The organism is Actinophytocola oryzae, assembly GCF_004364325.1.
In the GTDB taxonomy this organism is placed as follows: domain Bacteria; phylum Actinomycetota; class Actinomycetes; order Mycobacteriales; family Pseudonocardiaceae; genus Actinophytocola; species Actinophytocola oryzae.
In genome coordinates, this window is sequence record NZ_SOCP01000031.1 from 59792 (window position 1) to 77884 (window position 18093).

General features: G+C 62.3%; 13 protein-coding genes and 1 pseudogene. 8 read left to right on the plus strand and 6 right to left on the minus strand.

The genetic code is table 11. The annotated features are described in order from the left end of the window. Nucleotides 1–2 precede the first annotated feature (2 nt). Nucleotides 3–428: pseudogene (locus CLV71_RS45565) on the plus strand (hypothetical protein); the annotation flags it as partial. On the opposite strand, the gene CLV71_RS45570 reads toward CLV71_RS45565, so the two are convergent. The 5 genes from CLV71_RS45570 to CLV71_RS45585 all read right to left on the minus strand — a co-directional run bounded on the left by CLV71_RS45570 (nucleotide 393) and on the right by CLV71_RS45585 (nucleotide 7451). Further along, nucleotides 393–860 (minus strand): DNA phosphorothioation-associated protein 4, encoded by a 468-nt coding sequence (locus CLV71_RS45570; protein WP_133909209.1) that lies wholly within the window; start codon nucleotides 858–860, stop codon nucleotides 393–395. The pseudogene CLV71_RS45565 and the gene CLV71_RS45570 sit on opposite strands and share 36 nt — an antisense overlap. Further along, nucleotides 857–2917, minus strand: a complete 2061-nt coding sequence (locus CLV71_RS45575; RefSeq protein ID WP_166664524.1) for an AAA family ATPase — start codon at nucleotides 2915–2917, stop codon at nucleotides 857–859. Before CLV71_RS45575 ends, CLV71_RS45570 begins: the two co-directional genes overlap by 4 nt. Further along, nucleotides 2914–3048: a hypothetical protein gene (locus CLV71_RS50355; protein ID WP_279588813.1), complete on the minus strand. Its 135-nt coding sequence runs from the start codon at nucleotides 3046–3048 to the stop codon at nucleotides 2914–2916. Before CLV71_RS50355 ends, CLV71_RS45575 begins: the two co-directional genes overlap by 4 nt. Before the next feature lie 72 nt (nucleotides 3049–3120). Beyond that, nucleotides 3121–5253: a DEAD/DEAH box helicase family protein gene (locus CLV71_RS45580; RefSeq protein WP_133909211.1), complete on the minus strand. Its 2133-nt coding sequence runs from the start codon at nucleotides 5251–5253 to the stop codon at nucleotides 3121–3123. Continuing rightward, nucleotides 5250–7451 (minus strand): sigma factor-like helix-turn-helix DNA-binding protein, encoded by a 2202-nt coding sequence (locus CLV71_RS45585; RefSeq protein WP_166664525.1) that lies wholly within the window; start codon nucleotides 7449–7451, stop codon nucleotides 5250–5252. The genes CLV71_RS45580 and CLV71_RS45585 overlap by 4 nt, the downstream gene beginning before the upstream one ends. Before the next feature lie 345 nt (nucleotides 7452–7796). Here CLV71_RS45585 and CLV71_RS45590 point away from each other — a divergent pair, with 345 nt between their 5' ends. Next, nucleotides 7797–8321, plus strand: coding sequence for a hypothetical protein (locus CLV71_RS45590; protein ID WP_133909213.1), 525 nt, complete (start codon nucleotides 7797–7799; stop codon nucleotides 8319–8321). Nucleotides 8322–8342: 21 nt separating this feature from the next. Then, nucleotides 8343–10115: an ATP-binding protein gene (locus CLV71_RS45595; protein ID WP_133909214.1), complete on the plus strand. Its 1773-nt coding sequence runs from the start codon at nucleotides 8343–8345 to the stop codon at nucleotides 10113–10115. 57 nt (nucleotides 10116–10172) lie between these two features. Here the strand turns inward: CLV71_RS45595 and dndA are convergent, their stop codons facing one another. Continuing rightward, entirely contained in the window at nucleotides 10173–11318 is a 1146-nt protein-coding gene (gene dndA, locus CLV71_RS45600; RefSeq protein WP_208298058.1) for a cysteine desulfurase DndA, read from the minus strand. A gap of 161 nt (nucleotides 11319–11479) precedes the next feature. Here dndA and dndB point away from each other — a divergent pair, with 161 nt between their 5' ends. From dndB to CLV71_RS45625, 5 genes are read left to right on the plus strand one after another with little or no spacing between them, the layout of a single operon-like run. Further along, nucleotides 11480–12637 carry a DNA sulfur modification protein DndB gene (dndB, locus tag CLV71_RS45605; protein WP_133909215.1) on the plus strand — a complete coding sequence of 386 codons (1158 nt, stop codon included), beginning with the start codon at nucleotides 11480–11482 and terminating at the stop codon, nucleotides 12635–12637. Continuing rightward, nucleotides 12634–14175, plus strand: a complete 1542-nt coding sequence (dndC, locus tag CLV71_RS45610) for a DNA phosphorothioation system sulfurtransferase DndC (protein ID WP_133909216.1) — start codon at nucleotides 12634–12636, stop codon at nucleotides 14173–14175. The genes dndB and dndC overlap by 4 nt, the downstream gene beginning before the upstream one ends. After that, on the plus strand, nucleotides 14172–16145 hold the full coding sequence (gene dndD, locus CLV71_RS45615; RefSeq protein ID WP_133909217.1) for a DNA sulfur modification protein DndD: 1974 nt from the start codon (nucleotides 14172–14174) through the stop codon (nucleotides 16143–16145). Before dndC ends, dndD begins: the two co-directional genes overlap by 4 nt. 21 nt (nucleotides 16146–16166) lie before the next feature. Next, nucleotides 16167–16556 carry a DNA sulfur modification protein DndE gene (dndE, locus tag CLV71_RS45620; RefSeq protein ID WP_133909218.1) on the plus strand — a complete coding sequence of 130 codons (390 nt, stop codon included), beginning with the start codon at nucleotides 16167–16169 and terminating at the stop codon, nucleotides 16554–16556. Next, the gene (locus tag CLV71_RS45625) at nucleotides 16553–17983 is read left to right on the plus strand and encodes a DNA phosphorothioation-associated putative methyltransferase (protein WP_133909219.1); all 1431 of its coding nucleotides are present in this window, start codon (nucleotides 16553–16555) and stop codon (nucleotides 17981–17983) included. The genes dndE and CLV71_RS45625 overlap by 4 nt, the downstream gene beginning before the upstream one ends. The last annotated feature ends 110 nt before the right edge of the window (nucleotides 17984–18093 follow it).

Below are 18093 nucleotides of genomic sequence, written 5' to 3' on the forward strand. Positions count from 1 at the left end.
TCGGCGCCAAGTTCGGCAAGGCAGTTGCGAAGATCACCGACGATGTTGACCAGCTGCTCGCCTTCTGCGACTACCCCGCCGAGTACTGGGTTCACCCTGCGCACCACCAGCCCGATCGCGTCTACCTTCGCCACCGTGCGACAACGCACGAAGGTCACCAAGGGATCAGGCTTCCCGCGCGGCCGGGCTGGCCGTGGCGTTCAAGCTCATCCGGTTAGCACAAGCCCGTTGGCGCGCGGTGAACGCACTCCACCCTGTCGCGCTCGTCCGCGCCGGCGCCCGCTTTGAGAACGGCAAGCTCCTCGAATGACCCAACTACGACACCCCAGCACCAGCCGCCTAAAAGATCTTCATCCACAGGTGGTATGCACACCCACCGGCGCATTCAACAGCTACCAGGTTGTGCTGCTAAGGAGTTCTTCGACTGATGCGGCTGTGGCGCCGCTGGAGTCGCTCAGGGCTTCGGTGACCAGGTCGGCGACGACCAGGGCTGCGGTCTGGTGTCGGACGTTGATCTGTTCCTGGACGCAGTCCAAGCCACCGTTGGCGTATTCCTCAAAGATCTTGAGCCGTTCTTCGAGGCGGCGGTCGTCCATGATCTCCGGGTCGTCCGTGACCTTGGCAGCGATCATGTTGATCAACGCTTCGCTAAATCCAGAGCCACTGATCAGGACCTCGTAACGGATCGGGTCGCCTGCGGACTTGGTGAGCGGCTTACGGCGGTCGTTGCGGAAGCCCAAGGCGGCGGCGAAGACGAGGATGTCGCGGAAGGCGCCGAACCTGGCGTCGTTGCGCAGCTCTTGGATGAGCCGTTCGTGTTCTGCTGGGCGACGGGCGCGAAGGTCAACGGGGGCGGTCATCGCTTGATCTCCTTGAGTAGAGAGTGGTCGGCGTCGGCAGGCCGGATGTACGGGTAGGCGTGACCGCCCAGCTCGATGTCGTCCTCGGTGGTGCCCGCCAGGCTGGTGTGGGACTCGATGACACCGAGATGGCTGACGTAAGGGTTAAGCTCGGTCACCACCTTGCCTAGCCCTTGACTCTTGCTGACCAGGACCACGAGTTGCGGCGCCATCTGGGCCAGTGCGCGGGAGACCGCTTCCTGGTAGTTGTGGTCGAGCGAGCCGAACGCCGCATCCATCACTATCGGGTAGGTACCTGCGTCCTCTGCGGAATCGCCTTCGGCACGTCGTTCTTGCCGGATCTCCCGGGCGAGCTCCGATACCGCAGCGACGAAGCTGAGGCTCAGGATCTGGCTTTCGCCAGTTGATTTCGCCACCGGGTGCGGAACACCGTCAACGTCGGTGTGCAGGGTGAGCTCGAACCGTTCGTTCAGGGTCGGCACATAGTTCTTGTAGGTGATGCTGCGGAAGGTCGTCTTCAACTTGGCGTCGAGACGCCTGCGCATGTCGTCGGACCGGATCGTCTGGATCTCATCCAGTGCACGTTGGACTTTTCGGACGAGATTAGAGCGGGCCCGTGCTTTTGCGACCAAGTCGTCGGTGACCTCAGCGGCCTCGCGCTCGCGAATCTTTTTCTCGATGTCCTTGTCGATCTGTCCCAGTTCGCTGTCAACCGCGCCGATTCGGCGTTGTTTGTCGCCGTGTCGGTTGTCAAGATCAATGCGCTTCGACTCCAGCTTCTGGACGTCCTCTTGGCGACTGTTGCGGAGTTTGTCGTCAAGTTCGGACTTCTGCTCTTCAAGTCGTGCTACCGAGTCGCGCAGGTCGCCGATGCGCTTCATGACCTGGCCGAGCGAGTCCCGCAGATCTTTTCGGTCCGCATTCATGGGATCGATTTGGCCACGCAGCTTCTGCCACGCTGTCTCCACGGCTTGGAGGCCGGCTCGCTGACGCCACTGGGTAACCGACTCCCAGGGGGCTGTGTGTTGACGCAGCGGGGTTCCGCAAATGCATTTCTGTTCGTCGAGAAGTTGGTCTACAAATTCACGTTTGAGCGGTGCGGGCAACGCGCCTTTCTGATACATCGCGTCCGCCATCTGACTGGTTGACTCAGTCAGGTTCTCGGTGAAGGCTAAAAACCCGCGATTGGCGATAATGTCGGCGCGTTCATTGACCGCAGCCTCCCGTGCGGCCTTTGCGTCGTCGAGTTGTCGCGTGACGTTGTCCCGCTGCTCCTGAGTCGGTTTGGCCGCCTCGTTCTGACGAAGCAACTCGAGCACACTGGAACGTTCCTGTTCGAGCGTGGCCAGTTCGCTCTCCAGGATCTTCCGCTCCTCCCGACCTTCAACTTTGCGTTTGGTAAGTTCGTCGATTTCGTCTTGTATCTCGCTGACCTTGGCATCACCGTACTTACGGATGTCCGCGCCCAGCCGCCGATCAACCTTGGGGAGATGTTCGAGAGCCCGTTCGACCTGCTCTAGGTCTAAAAGTACCTTGATGTCCTTCTTGACCTCACTGTAGGCGTCTTTCTTGACCAGGTTTTCGATGCGTTCACCGTTGAAGAAAAAGAATCGGCTCACGCCACGGGGCAAGATCAGGTAGATCATGTTTTGTGGCGCTCCCACCTCCTCGGACGAGCCGTCGGGCTTCGTGATCCACATCTCCGGGTCCGGCGAGATCGGCGACTGCTGGTCAGACTCCTTGCGCGTGCGGGCACGACGGCGAACCCGATAAGTTTGCCCGTCGTGGTCGAAGACGACCTCGACGCCAAACTCGACTTCGCTGTCAAAGGTGGTCGCGCGCCAGACGCTGTCCGTGACCAGGCGGTGTTGTTCCTCGACGTCTTCGGAGAAGGTTCCGTACAGCGCCCAGGTGAAGGCGTTGAGCAGCGTCGTCTTGCCTGCGCCGTTGGCGCCGAAGATCAACGTGACCGGTTTGACCTTGTCCGAGCGGAGGTCGAAATGCTGCTCGCCCTTGAACTGGCGGAAGTTGGTGAGTGTGATTGAGTGTAGTCTCACGGGATGATCTCCTTCACCGCGGCGAGCAGGTCGTTGGTGGCGTCGTGGGCGCGGACGTGGAGCTTGGCACGCTCGATCTCCAGCACGCGCTTGAGGAATACCTGCTCCTCGGGGCTCAACTCCTCCAGCACTTGCCTTTCCGTACGGCCGGTGTCACTCACTCGTGGCTTCCCTTCTTCATCATTCCGTTGCCGCGATGGTTCTCATAGGTGCATGAGTTGGTACCGCTCTTTGAGTGGTCGCAGGGCGTCGAGCGTGGCTTCGTAGTTCTCGGACAACTTGGCGAACTCGTTGGCCCGTTCGAGCTCCCGGGTGAGCAGGTTCCGCTCGATGTCGAAGTTCATGGGAGCATCGGCGGGTGGGATCGCGAGATAGTCGAGGATCTCCGCCCTGTCCTTGCCTTCGGCTCGGCGGAGTAGCCTGCCTCGGCGCTGGATGAACTGGCGCGGATTGCTGCTGCTGGCGAGTAGGTACCCGGTGCGGGCGTCGGGAATGTCAACGCCCTCGTCGAGACAGCGGATCGCGACCAGTACTCGGAGATCGTCGCCGGAGCTGAACCGGCGGAGCAGGTTCTTCCTGTCCGCGCGCGGTGTGTCTGAAATGTAGGAATGTGCGGCCAGGCCCAACTGATTCCCCACCAGGTGCATCACGTCGCGGAGCTGGTTCGGTCCACGCGGATCGCCCTGCGGCGCTGGGCGCGTGCCTTCGGCGCAATAAACGAGCTGGAACCACGAGTGGCCACGAGCGTTGAGGTCCATGCGCAGCGCCGCCAGTTTGCCCTCGGCATGCCCGAGCACACCAGCGCGTTGCCGGAGAAGGTAACCGAGCTGAGAGTTCGGGTCGGCATCGTTGACGCTCTCGCCAGCCGCGACGCACTTCGCGATCTGCGTGGTCAGGTCGGCATAAAGCTGGGTCTCGACATCGTTCAGCTCGACCAGCCGCGGCTGGTAGTTATACCGGCAGAGTGCGCCCATGGTAATGGCTTCACCGAGCCCGAGTTCGAATGCGATCGGTCCGAAGTAGTTGATCAGCGCGTCGGTGCCGTCGTCGTCGAACCATCGTTCCGGTGTCGCGGACAGCGCCAGCCGGTAGGTGGCGTTTGACGGCAGGGAAGAGCGGTAGGCCGCCGAGCCGAGGTTGTGCGCCTCGTCGGCGATCACCATCAGCGGTTGCGAGATTCTCGCCAGGATCGACTGGAACTTCTCCCCGGCGAAGGACATGTTCGTGGCCACCATCGCGACGACAGGACGTTGCCCAAGCCTGGCCTGGCTGAGCTGTTCCTCGACCAGCGGAACCCATTTCTGGCTCGACTCGTACACCGCGATCGGGCGCACGCCGAAGCCTTCTACCTCAGTGATCCACTGGTCGACCAGGTGCTTCTGCGGCGCGATGATCAGCACGATCAGCGGTTCTTCACGTTGGCGTTGCAGGTTGGCGATCTGCGCTGCGGCGATCATGGCGGTTTTGGTCTTGCCTGTCCCGGTAGCCATCTTAAGGATGCCGCAGCCTCGCTGGCCGAGCCAGGCTTCGACCGCCTGACGTTGATAGCCGCGGACGGTCAACCAGTCCGGGATGGCGAGGCTCGTAACCTCGTTGACGACCGCCGGTGTCGGAATGAGTGCGTCGTCGTGTGCCGACAGCGGAGTGTCACGTTCCTGGCCGAGCTTGATCAGGCGGTCGCGTGTGATGTCGGGGAAGTCCTCTACCTGGAGGGTGGGTGTCTGGTTGGCCCACAGGTCTTCGAAGTCCCGTACGTACTCGAGGGCTCGGACAGTGTCCCCGTCCACCCAGCTACGGAACACCGCGATGGATTCGAAGTTCGCGGCGAGTCCCCCGAGGGTTTCGTTACTGCTCCCGGTGAACGCGACCAGGTCACCAACGGCGTCGCGGAAGACGCCGAACTTCTCGTGATAGATCCCGACCCGGTTTGCCTTCTCGACGAATGCCAGCTTGATGTCGAGTCGGCCTTCGGCTATAAGGCGACCGACACGGCCAAGCCCGTCGAGCACCGTGTCGGGTACGTCGGCGTCGAGTTCGCGTTCGGTCGCGCGGGTGAGGACGGCACGGATGTCGTAGCCGCGCTCGATATCGACGATGTCGTCCTCGGTGAGGTGAGGTGAGGCGATCAACCGGATGTTACCGCCGCGTTCGGTGAACGTGTCGAGTCCTCTGGCGAACAGCGCAAGGCTGGTCGAGGTGAAGTACCCAACTGCCCGGCTGTAGCTGGTCGCGACCGAGAATGTCGGCAGGTAGAAGTCTTTTACCACGTCCTGGCGGTTGCTGCGGTAACTGGTCGCCAACGACAGGGCGCGAAGGCCGTTGGGATGTGTTGTCACAGGAGTTCCAGGATGTCGTCGACGTTGGCGGTCTGGTGCGGTCGTTTGGTCGACTCACCGGTCTCCAGTTGCTGCCGAATACTGGTCAGCAGATCGGCTATGTCGGTGTCTCCGCGCTCCCGGTAGGTGCCGATGATGCTCAGTACCGGAGCGTCGGCGGGCAGTTTGACCGCGGCGGCGAAGGCACGTCGAGCGGCTTCCTTGTCCAGCCCGGGCGGTGCGCCGACCAACGCGAGCGCGTCGGCGAGTGGGTCGTCCTGCAGTGCCGGCACCGCCTGGACCGTGAACGAGTTGTCGTCCCCGATCACCAGGAACACTTCCGCGTCGATCGGGATGTCGTCCTCTAGCAGGAAGCGGCGAATCGTGCCGAAGGCGGGTTGAGTACCACTGAAATTGATCGACTGCGGGCCAAGCACAGAATTGAGTTGACGTTTCTCGCCGTACGTCATGCTCAGAATGCCGGCGACCGCCATCGGCGCTACCGACCCACTGCCCCGCAAATGATCGTGGGTAACACGCACCCGGTAAGCCCATGCGGTGTCCCAGCGGAACATCCTGCTCGTGCGTTCCGGCGCTTTTCTGGCGACGCGGGACGTGCCCACCAGCCGCACCACGCCGTCGCGGGTTTCGAACGGCAGCGCGCTGGCGTAGGCAATGATGCTGCTCGCGGCCACGCTGTACCGACCTGTAACTAGTTCGATCAAAGGGTCGAGGTTGATTCTCCCGCCTGCTTTGGCCAACTCCTGACGGATGACCGACCGAACGCCCGCGTATGCCTCCATGCCCCATTCGGTAAGCGCCCATCGATCCCTGTCCACCCGCTCGAACCGGTCATCGAGCGACATCGCATTCCGCAACGACCTCACGCTGCGCTCGGATACGAACTGGTCGGCAATCTCCTCCGCACTCATGGGCGCCCCATGGATCGACAGGATCGCCGCGGCGTAGTCATCCATCGACCGGGTTCGGGTGATGACGCGGTCCCCGTCGATCACGTAACCGCATGTCGACAGCCAGGCCCGGGTGAACTCCTCCCGCCGCTCCGGCGTAGTCGTCGTCACCAGCTGCAGGTCGCCGAGAAGTGCAATGCCGTGTTGGTTGGCGTGCTCGCCAAGGTGCGTTCGCGTCAATTCCTTCGCAGCGCTGAGCGTTGGGACCACGCACCACCCGTCTTCGATCTCGTACGCGTCATCCAGCCGATCGATCACTCGCCACGCCGGCTGGTCGACGGACGCCACCGTCCGCGCGAGCGCGGGCAAGTGCACCAGCAGATCCGACAACGGCCGAACCGTTCCGATCATGGCCCGAGCGGTCATCGCGACCATGTTAAGCGCCCCGACGGACAACCGGTTCAGCATCGCGGTCCGGGCCCTGCCCTCAACCTGCCGGACACGCTCGCGCGTCACTCCGAGCTGTGTCCCCAACTCCTCCAAGGTCGCTGGTTTGTCGGCGAACAGCCGTTGCTGCAGGACGAACACCCCGCGTGTATCGAGTTCCCGGAAGGCGTCGTCGAGCAGCTCCGCCACGTCTTTCGCGAGTGCGGACTCGTTCAGGATCTCACCAGCGGTGAGCGCTTTGAGTCGCTGCCATGCCTTGACCACCTCGTCTGGAACGCCGGCGACCATGGACTTTGCGATGATCGGCTCGGTGGGTTTGCCGATCGCGGTCTGCCAGGTAGCGATCTGGGCGATGTCGTCCGCCAGCGACCGCAGCCAACCCAGATCCGACGTCCCCTGGTTGGCCGCCGACGCACGACGAACCGGTTCGGTCATCGCTTGGGACAACACGGCCACCTCACCGGACAGGGACACCTCGGCAAGCTCGTGCAGGATCGCGGCGATGGTGCCGGAACCGATGCCCTGCCAATCGAACATGTCATCGAGCGACAGCCCGAGGAGATCACCCGTCGTGGTGTGACCACACCGTGACAGGACGTTCCTCGCCCGCGTCGGCAAGGCCAGCAGGTGAAGATCGGAGTCAGGATCGAGCGCTGGAAAGATCTGCCCAACGGTCCACCGCGTCAAACGGTCCATCGCCAAGTCCACGACCTGGCCGAGCCGTTGTCGCCGCTCGGCCGCGTCGGCATCGGTGATCGCCGCGTCCCACCTGGCCTGCTCCCCATGCGCAACGCCTTGGAGCCAGGGGAAGGCGTCCAGCCAGGTACGCGGACGTACATCGCGCACGGACTCCCCAGACATGCAGATCATTCTCCCTCGTCGAAGTCACCACTTGTATAGCGGCAACCCCCGACAGTCCACCCTTCACTGATCGCCAACACGCCGCCGACCGTTTCAAACCCGGACACTCGCGGGTGACCGGTCGACAACCCGGCCCGCATCTCGCGGACCAGAGCAAAGACGGACTTGGACGACTTCGGGTGCCATCTCTTGTGAGTCCCAAGACACGAAGTGTCGGACTCATGAGTTACCGTACTCACTGCTCGATGCTGGGGTGGACCGTGATGGCCGCCCGAGCCAAAGGAACGAGCAGACCACAACAAGGGTGGGTCCGGCACAGCGCCGGGCACCATGGGAGACCACCGCATGCGGACACCAATGTCTGCGGCGCGAGTCGACGCGCTGGCAGAGATTTACAGACTCGAACGCCACTTCGACCGCGAGCAACCCGACTTGCTTGATCATGCACTCGACCTCGCCCTGAGCGAACAGCGGCAGGATCACCACCTGATCCGCAACGTCATGCGCAACGCACGCTGGTCCGTGCTCCGGCGCGCGCAGACACGAATCTCCATGGCGGCGAAATATCCGCTGGCTGACCCGTCACATCGGCGTCGTGTGTGGCGCGATCCGGAAGGTCGCGAGCAGGCCCTCATGGTCGACAACCGCACCCCGGAATCTGCCGCGATCGCGGCAGATTTCCTCGCCCGCCTCGATGGTGAAGCCGAACAAATCGGTCAGTACGGCCCACGCTGCCTGGACGGCCTACTTGCCGGCTACACGGCCCGGGAGACCGCCCGGATAGCCAGCGTTTCCACCACCACCGTCGAGCGAAGCTGGCGCCATCTGCGCCGTTACGCCCGCGAAAACTTTTACCCCGACCACCGCTGACCTCCACGCAAGGTGTCGTACATGCCAAATGACCTGATCAGCCACGCCGAGAACCCAGCAGCGTCGGCGGATACTCCGAAACCAATACCCGCCATGTTGACTGGCCGTGCCCTGCAGAGCCTCCGTGAATCGGGCTACACCCTCGCCGCCGCCCTCGGCGAGGTTATCGACAACAGCCTGGAAGCCAACGCCAACCAGATCAAGATCGACCTCCGTGAGGTCCAGCGGGGTAAGCGAAAGGCGATCGACCGCATCGTCGTAGCCGACGACGGCGACGGCATGTCCGACAACGTACTGCACCACTATTTGCAGCTGGGCTTCTCCACCCGCTACATGTCCGAAACCACGATCGGCAAGTTCGGCGTCGGAGCCAAGCTTGCGGCGTTGAATTTCAGCACCCGCATCGATGTCTGGACCAAAACCAGGACCAGTGACACGGTGCGGCACGTTTGGTTCGACCTCGCAGAAGCACTGAATACCGAGGACAACGGACTTGATGTCACCATCGCGCCGCCAGATGACAAGCCCTTACCCGTGGATCTGGTCCCACTGTTCCCACAGAAATCAGGCACCTTGGTAGCATGGTCAAATATCGACCGTCTAGCCGACGGGTCAGGACCCCATACGCCAGGAAACCTACGTCAGGAGATCGAGAAAGAACTCGCTCGGATCTTTCGCGAATTCCTCTACGGTGGCATCGAATTGCGTGTCAACGACCGAATGCTTCTGCCACACGACCCCACTTTTGTTCGAGAGCGAACGTGGGCGGACAAGGTACTTGCCGATGAATATGCCCGGCGAGCCACCGATAAGACATCCGTTCCGGAGCACTTCGCGCCTACGCGGGTTTACTTCAATGATATGATCAGGGTTGACGATCACGAGGTTGGCCTGGTTATTACGCTCGCTCCGAGAGAAGCTGTCCGGCGTCGTGGACTTGGCGGCGACGAGTTGGCCAAGAAGCTACGTTTGCCTGATAATCAAGGACAAATCAGCTTCATGCGCCTCGGTCGTGAAATATCCTATACGAACGTGCCGAGGATATTCCCGAAAGGCGTGGAGGATCCTGACCGGTTTATCGGTGTAGAAGTGCATTTCTCGCCCGCCCTCGACCGAATGATGGGAGTTCGTAACGTTAAGCGTGGCGCCGAGCCATCCGATGACTTCCGATCTGCACTTCGAGAGAAGCTAGTGCAGTGGATTCCCGTGGCGCGCCAGGAAATCCAGGATATTTGGGGCGAGGCCGACCGTCGTGGCGGTATCGCCGCCGGCGAGCATGACGACATTAATCAGGCAGTGGCACAGGTCAATACGAAGCTCCCCAAGACTCGCGTTGCTCCGCCAGGAGATGATAGCGACGCGACAAGCGTCGACGAACTTCTCGAACTCTTGGCAAGCGACACGGGTAGGAATACCGAGGAAGAGAAACGCGACTACGTCGAGAAGACGAAGAAACTGCCGGTGGTCATCGAGTCAGTAGACCTGCCCGGCACTGGCCTGTTCGACATTATCCATACCCATGAGATATCGATCGTCCGCCTTAACACTCGTCACCGGTTCTATCGGCAGATGTACCAGCCGTTGCGAGCACTCTCGAAAGGTGAATCTGTTTCCGCTAAGGATGGAACGGCGGCGGCACGGCGAGCTGTCGAGGCATTAACTCTGTTGATCGTCGCGTACGCCAGGGCCGAGACGATGTGTGACGACCCGAACGAGTCCTACGGCGAACTCCGCCAGTGGTGGGGGAGCTTCACCGACAAGTTCCTGGCAAAGATCAAGGACGTAATCGACTAACCTGCGCGACTACGCGGTAGCGCGGACATGCTGCCGCCGCTGTCGAGTATCCGAAGGTCAGCGGATCGCAGCGATGCGGTCGTGGATGTCGGCCCAGTCCGTGGTCGGGGTGAGGTGGCTCCAGGAGATCCGGAGTGCACCTTGGATCCGTTCCTTGGGGAGGTTCATGGCCGTCAGGACGTGGCTAGGGTCGTAGCTGTGGGAGGTGCAGGCGGAGCCGTTGGAGATCGCTACGGCTCCTTTGAGGGCGAGCATGACGGCTTCGGAGTCGAGGCCGGGGATGGATATGTTGATCGTGTGGGGGACGGTGCGGTCCGGGTCGCCGTTGAACTCGGCGTCCAACTGCTGGAACATCGCGACTGCGTCCTTCTTGTATGCCAGGCATGTGTCGCGGCGGCGGGCGTGGTTGTCGCGGGCCAGTTGCGCCGCAGTGCCGAGACCGGCGACCAGGGGGACGGGCAGGGTGCCTGCGCGCAGGCCGCGTTCCTGGCCGCCGCCGAAGGTGAGGGGGGTCAGCGGTGGGCGTTTGTAGCCACGACGCCGGGTGATGAGCGCGCCGACGCCCTTAGGTCCGTAGATCTTGTGACCGGAGACGCTGATCAGGTCTATGCGGGGATCTCGGAGGTCGTCAAGTTCCTTGCCGAATCCCTGCGCGGCGTCGACGTGCAGGTAGGCGTCGTGGTCGCGGAGCGCGATGACGATGTCGGCGAGCGGCTGGTGTACGCCGGTCTCGTTGTTGACGTGCATGACCGACACGGCCACGGTGTCCGGGGTCAACTCTGCGGCGATTGCGTCCGGATCGACCCATCCGCCTGACGTCGGTGGCACGCAGACGACGTCGAAGCCCCGTTTCCGTAGCTCTTCGACGGGCTCCAAGACAGCCTTGTGCTCGATCTGTGTCGTGATGATCCGGCGGCGTCCGGTCTTCTCGCCGTGCGGTGCGAGGCCAAGTAGCGCCATGTTGTCGCTCTCGGTCGCCCCGCTGGTGAAGATCACCTCGTCGGGTTGCGCATCCACTACGGCCGCGACCTGCTCCCGAGCGCGCTGCACGCGGTTCTTGGCGGTCTGACCATACTCATGCGTGCGGCTGCCGGCGTTCCCGTACTCGACGGTCATGTACTGCAGCACCTCGTCGAGCACCGCCGGCTCCATGGGTGCGGTCGCGTTCGCGTCCAGGTACACTGCGCGGTTTTCGCTGGTCACGGCCGTCTCCCACCACGTATCGGCATGTCGGTTCGAAGTTGATCAGACACTGGGGATAGTGTACGCAACGCCGTCCGCGGTGTTCGTAGGCACGCCGTAGGCGGTACGGAACCTAGAAGTTGGGATTGCGAACTTGAACAGGGGCGAGGTACAGATTGATCATGCCAATCGCTACCCCAGCACGCCCGCGCCCTGAAGCGCTTCAGTCCTCTCCGAAAACTCCGAAAGACACGTTCGGGTACGTCTTCCCTGCCATTCGAGGTCTTCAAGCGGGCCGCCACTTCTATGTGACAATGTTCCCACTTCGTCTGATACCGCGCCTCTTCCTTTTTGACGAGGAGGAGTTGCAGCCCACTCTGCGCGCGCAACGTACGTTGAATAAATCGCGCATCCCGGAGATCGCACGCTACATCCTGGATAACCCTCGGGAGTACGTGTTCTCCGCGCTGACCGCCTCCGTGGATGCCGACATCCTGTTCGATTCTTTCGACAGCAGTGGCACCACGGCACATATAGGGCAGCTCTCCATTCCGATGTCGGCGAGGTTTGTCATTAACGATGGGCAGCATCGTCGTGCTGCGATTGAGCAGGCGCTTCGGGAGAACCCGGAGCTTGGTGATGAGAGCATCCCCATCGTCTTGTTCCTCGATGTAGGCCTCGAACGATGTCAGCAGATGTTCACCGATCTGAATCGATACGCGATCCGACCGTCGCGATCTCTGACGATCCTGTACGATCAGCGTGAGAGCGGTGCCCGCATTGTGAAGAACCTGGTCAATCAGTCTCCATTGTGGACCAATTTGATCGAGATGGAACGTAACAATCTGTCTGCGCGATCAAGAAAACTGTTCACCTTGTCGGCGCTGCACGGTGCGACGAAAGCACTTCTGGACTCCATCGATGAACTGACCGTCGATGAAGCCGCGAAACTGGCTCGTACCTATTGGGGTGTGACCGCTGAGAAGATTCCCGAATGGAAGATGGTGCACGAAAGGAAGGTAACCGCCGGAGACGTTCGTCGCGACTTTATCCATAGTCACGGAACCGCGCTTCACGCGCTGGGTAAAGTTGGCAATGCTCTACTGCGGGATTCGCGCGACGTGCGCACTTGGCGGCGCACTCTTGAGCCGTTGAGCGCGATAGACTGGTCGCGGACGAATTCGCAGCTATGGGAAGGAAGAGCCATTATCGGCGGGCGAGTGTCGAAAACGAGCACATGTGTCGCTCTGACGACCAACGTAATCAAAAGGGCTCTCGGTATCCCGCTAACTCCGGAAGAGCTGCGGATCGAGACCATGCACGAGCGAGGGGAATCATGAGTCAGGCGAAGGGCGCGAGGAAGTCCGCGTTCGAAGATGGTGGTTTGTCAGCGTCGCTGGACCGCCTCATCAAAGAAATACAGGAGCTGTATCTCGCCGATCGCATCCCGTGGGTCGTCGGCTACAGCGGCGGCAAAGACTCCACCGCAACGCTCCAGCTCGTTTGGATGGCATTGGAAGCGTTGCCGGAAGTGCAACGCACCAAACAAATCCATGTGATCAGCACGGACACGCTGGTAGAAAACCCTGTGGTCGCCTCCTGGGTCGCGCACTCCTTGGATCTGATTGGCGAGGTTGCTGGGGCGCGTGGTTTGCCGATCGAGCCGCACCGGCTTACGCCGCAGATTACTGACACGTTCTGGGTGAACTTGATCGGCCGGGGCTATCCCGCGCCGCGGCCGAAGTTCCGCTGGTGCACTGAGCGGTTGAAGATCAAGCCGTCGAACGAGTTCATCCGGAACATGGTTCGTAAACACGGTGAAGCGATCCTCGTGCTGGGCACCCGCAAAGCGGAAAGCTCCGGCCGGGCAGCGCGCATGAACTCGCTCGAGTCGCGGCGCGTACGTGATCGGTTGAGCCCGAACTCGAACCTGCCGAACTCGCTCGTGTACAGCCCGATTGAGGACTGGACCAACGACGACGTCTGGCTGTTCCTCATGCAACGCCCCAACCCCTGGGGTTACGACAACAAAGATCTCCTCACCATGTACATGGGGGCGTCGGCCGACGCCGAATGCCCACTCGTCGTTGACACCAGCACTCCAAGTTGCGGCGACAGCCGATTCGGCTGCTGGACTTGCACGTTGGTCGAGCAGGACAAGTCCATGTCGGCGATGATCCAGAACGACGAAGAGAAAGAGTGGATGCGTCCCCTGCTCGACATCCGAAACGAGCTGGACAAGACCAATGATCGCGACCGCCGTGACTTCCGTCGGATGAACGGCACCGTCCAGTTGTTCAACGACAAGCCGATCCCAGGGCCGTACCTTCAGCAATGGCGGGAGGCGTGGCTGAAGAAGCTGCTGGAAGCTCAGACCTACATCCGACAGGAAGGTCCGAGCCACGTCGCGCAGATCGAGCTGATCACATTGGCCGAGCTCGAGGAGATCCGCCGCATCTGGGTGGTGGAGAAGCACGAGTTCGAAGACTCTCTGCCCGGCATTTACGAGAACGCGGTTGGTGCCCCGTACCCGGGCAGCCCAATGGACGACCATCTCCCGCTCGGCACAGAGGAGGTTCGGTTGCTGCGCGACATCGTCGGTGAGGACGGCAACCCACTGCACTTCGAGATGGTGCGTGAGTTGCTGGACATCGAGCAACGTCACCGGGCGATGTCTCGACGCGCGGGCTTGTTCGATGCACTTGAAGATGCCATGCGCAAGAGCTTCTACGACAACGAGGAGGACGCGGTCGGCCGCGCGCTCACTCGCAAGCAGCAGAAGGAGCTCGACCGGAACCAGGACTACGTGTCCAACGAAGAGCTGATGGAGGTCGGGCTTATCAAGCAGCTCCCGATCGAGAGCGTCAACGGCTCATGATCTTCGATGAACTGGTCGTCCGCAACGTCGGCGTGTTCGGTGGCCGCCACGCGTTCACCCTGACCCCACCGTCGGAAGACAAGCCGGTCATCCTCATCGGCGCCCTCAACGGCGGCGGGAAAACCACCTTCCTCGACGCGATCCAACTTGCCCTGTTCGGACCGCTGGCGCGGACGACCAGCCGAGGCAGCGGCAGCTATCCGCTGTATCTGCGTCGGTTGATCCACAACGGTGTCCCACCGGAGGATGGGGCAGCGGTCGAACTCGCCTTCCACATCATCGAGGAGGGCAAGCCACGCCACTACCGGTTGTGCCGTTCCTGGACGGGCAGTAGCTCAGGGGCTCGGGAGCGGCTTGACGTGTACGTCGACAACATCCACGACGGGGCATTGTCCAGGCAGTGGGCGGAGCGGGTCGACGTGTTCGTTCCCCGGGGCGTCGCGGAGCTGTTCTTCTTCGACGGTGAAAAGATCGAAACGCTGGCGGAGTTGGACAACGCGCGGGACATGCTGCGTACCGCGATCGGCTCATTGCTCGGCCTGGATCTCGTCGACCGCCTGTCTGCGGACCTGGCCGTCATCGAGCGCAATCACAAGGCCGACCAGGCACCGCCCGCGATGAAGAACATGGTCGACCTGCACCGCAAGCAGCTCACGGAATCCCGGCAGAAGCAGACAGACGCCAAGCATCGCTCGGCGGAGGCCCGCCAGGATGTCGAACGCGCGGAGAAGGTCCTGCATGACGTCGAACTCAAGATCCAGCTCGAAGGCGGCGACCTGCTCGACCAGCGCCACGACCTCCAAAAAACCGAGGCACTCCTCACCGCAGCCCTTGAGACTCTCGACACGCGGCTGCAAAGCGAAGCTGCCGGGGCGCTACCGCTCCTCCTGGTTTGGGATCAGCTCACCATGCTCGCCGACCAGGCAGAGATCGAGCTTGATCATGCTCAGCAGCGCGATGTCGCAGACATCCTCACCAGCCGGGATCGCGAGACTGTCAAATTCCTCAAAGAGCACGGCGGCTCAGCCAAGGCCGTCGAGGGGCTGCAGCGGTTCCTCTCCTCGGACCGCAAGGCCAGACGAGGTAGGTCGCGCACGCGTATCGCCGACCTCGACGGTGAAGACGTCCTCACCCTGCGGCAACTGACTGGGGCGGTCCTGGAGGAGACCGCCGCCACTGTCCGTGGTCTCATCAAGGAACGACACGAGACAGTGGCGAATCTTGAGGACACCAAACGAAGCATACGTAACGTTCCGCCGGACGATGCCTTGGTCGACCTCCACCAACTCCGCCACGAAGCCCACCGGGCCCTCGCCGCCGCGATTCAAGAGCGCGACCAAGCCGAAGCCGAGTTGGACAAAGCATCCTCTGACGTGGCCACCGTCGAGAAGAGGCTCAGCACTTTCCTGGACAAAGCAGCCGACGAGATCGCTGAGGCGGATGACGCACGCCGCATCATCGACCACACTCAACGCGTCCGGGCAACCCTGGCCAGATTCCGGGAGGAAGCGACCCGCCGCAACGTTGACCGGATCCAAAAGCTGATCCTGGACTCGTTGCAACGTCTGGCCCGGAAAGACCGGCTGATCACCAACATCGTCATCGACCCGGCGACGTTCGAGGTCGAACTCCACGGCCGCGACGGAACGGTCTTGCTCCCCCAACAACTGTCCGCTGGTGAGCGTCAACTGCTCGCTGTGTCGATGTTGTGGGGCTTGGCGCAGGCGTCCGGACGTCCGCTGCCGGTCGTCATCGACACCCCGCTCGGCCGCCTGGACGGGGTGCACCGTAGCCACCTGATCGAACGCTACTTCCCGCAGGCCAGCCACCAGGTGATCCTGTTGTCCACCGATCAGGAAATCGACGAAGCCGCCATGCGCAAGCTCAGCAAGCACATCGGCCATTCCTACACGCTCACCCACGACGCAGCGACGGGCGCGACCAGCGCCCAGACCGGTTACCTCTGGTAAACAAGCCCACCTGGATCACTCATGCCGATCGACAACATCAAGCTCAGTCAGCAAGCCCGCGACCAGTTGGTCACGCTGAAACGCCGAACCAAAATCGCCCACTGGAATGTTCTGTGCCGTTGGGCGTTCTGCCGTTCCCTGGCTGAACCGGCACCACCCCCGGCGGCGAAGCACCCGGCCGACAGCAACGTCGAAATGAACTGGCGCACCTTCGCTGGAACGCACGGCGACATCTACTGGGCGCTACTGCGGCAGCGCTGTCACAACGACGGCCTCCCGCTCGACGAGGAGACCCTCGCCCAGCAGTTTCGCATCCATCTGCACCGTGGCATCGGCTATCTCGTCGGCGATCCCAACATGAAAACCATCACCGACCTGCTCGATCTCGCCGTCGATCCGCCAGCGGCATGACGAGGACGGTTCCGCGGCACCGTACAGCCCTGGTCCGCACCACGTTGTCGCGCCCGCTCGCCACCGCGCTTGACGACGGGATTATCACCACCGCTCACACCGTGTTCGACTACGGCTGTGGCCGCGGGACCGACCTCCAGCGCCTCGACGATCGAGGCATCACCGCCACCGGCTGGGATCCCAGCCATCGCCCTGACACCGAGCGAACGCCGGCTCAGGTCGTCAACCTCGGCTACGTCCTCAACGTCATCGAAAATCCGGCCGAACGTGCCACCACCCTGCGCGAAGCCTGGAACCTCACCGAAGAAGTCCTTATCGTCTCCGCTCGCATGACGTGGGACGCCCGGGGTCTGCGTGCCCGCCCCACCGCTGACGGCTTCATCACGAGCACCGGCACGTTCCAGAAGTTCTTCACCCAAGACGAACTCCGTACGCTCGTCCAGGACACCCTCGACGCCCCGACATTGCCAGCGGCGCCCGGCATCATCTATGTCTTCCGCGATCCCACCCGCGCCAACGCACTGCTCGCTACCCGCATCCGCCGCCGCACCGCTCCACCCGAGCCGTGGATCTGCGAACAGCTATACGCGCAACACACTGACCTGCTCGCCCCGCTGATTGACTTTCTCACCCAACGTGGACGCCTCCCCAAATCCAGTGAACTCCCGGAGGCTGGCCGCGTCACCCATCGTTTCGGCAGTCTCGCCCGAGCCTTTGCCATCATCACCACCGCCACCGGCGAAGACCACTGGCTCCAGCAACGTGAACGCGCTACCGCTGACCTCCTCGTCTTCCTCGCCCTGGCTCGCTTCGATGGCCGCCCTCGCTACACCCACCTACCTCACGATCTCCAGCACGACGTCCGCGAGTTCACCCGCACCTACAAGGCCGCCTGCGAGCGTGCCGACCGCCTTCTTCTCGCCTCCGGCAACCCCAACCTCGTCACCTTGGCCGTCAACGCCAGCCCCGTCGGCAAACAAACCCCCACCGCGCTCTACCTACACACCTCCGCGCTCCCGCACATCCCGCCCGTCCTCCGCGTCCTCGAAGGCTGCGCCCGCACCCTCACCGGCACCGTTCCCGGCGCCAACGTGATCAAGCTGCACCGCGAACAGCCCCTGGTCAGCTACCTCAGTTATCCCGAATTCGGCACCAACCCCCACCCCACCCTCGCCACCGCCCACACCGTCAACCTTCGCACCCGAACCATCGAACTCCGCGACTACACCCGCTCCCCAAACCCACCTCTCCTCCACCGCACCGAAGAATTCCTGCACCCTGACCACCCACAACACAACGAGCTTGCCCATGCCACCGCCGCCGAAGTTGCCGCCGGCCTCTACCAACACCCCGAACGCATAGGAACCCTCCAAGGCTGGCGCTCCGAACTCGCCCGTCACCAGGGACTCTTGGGGCAGCCTAAATAACTTCTGGCGTGCGCCTAGTACGGCAGCCGCAGTTTGGTGATCTTTGCTGGTCAGAGGCTTGACTAGGCCCGAGTGATCATGGAAGCAGCCGCCTCATGATCATCAAGTTG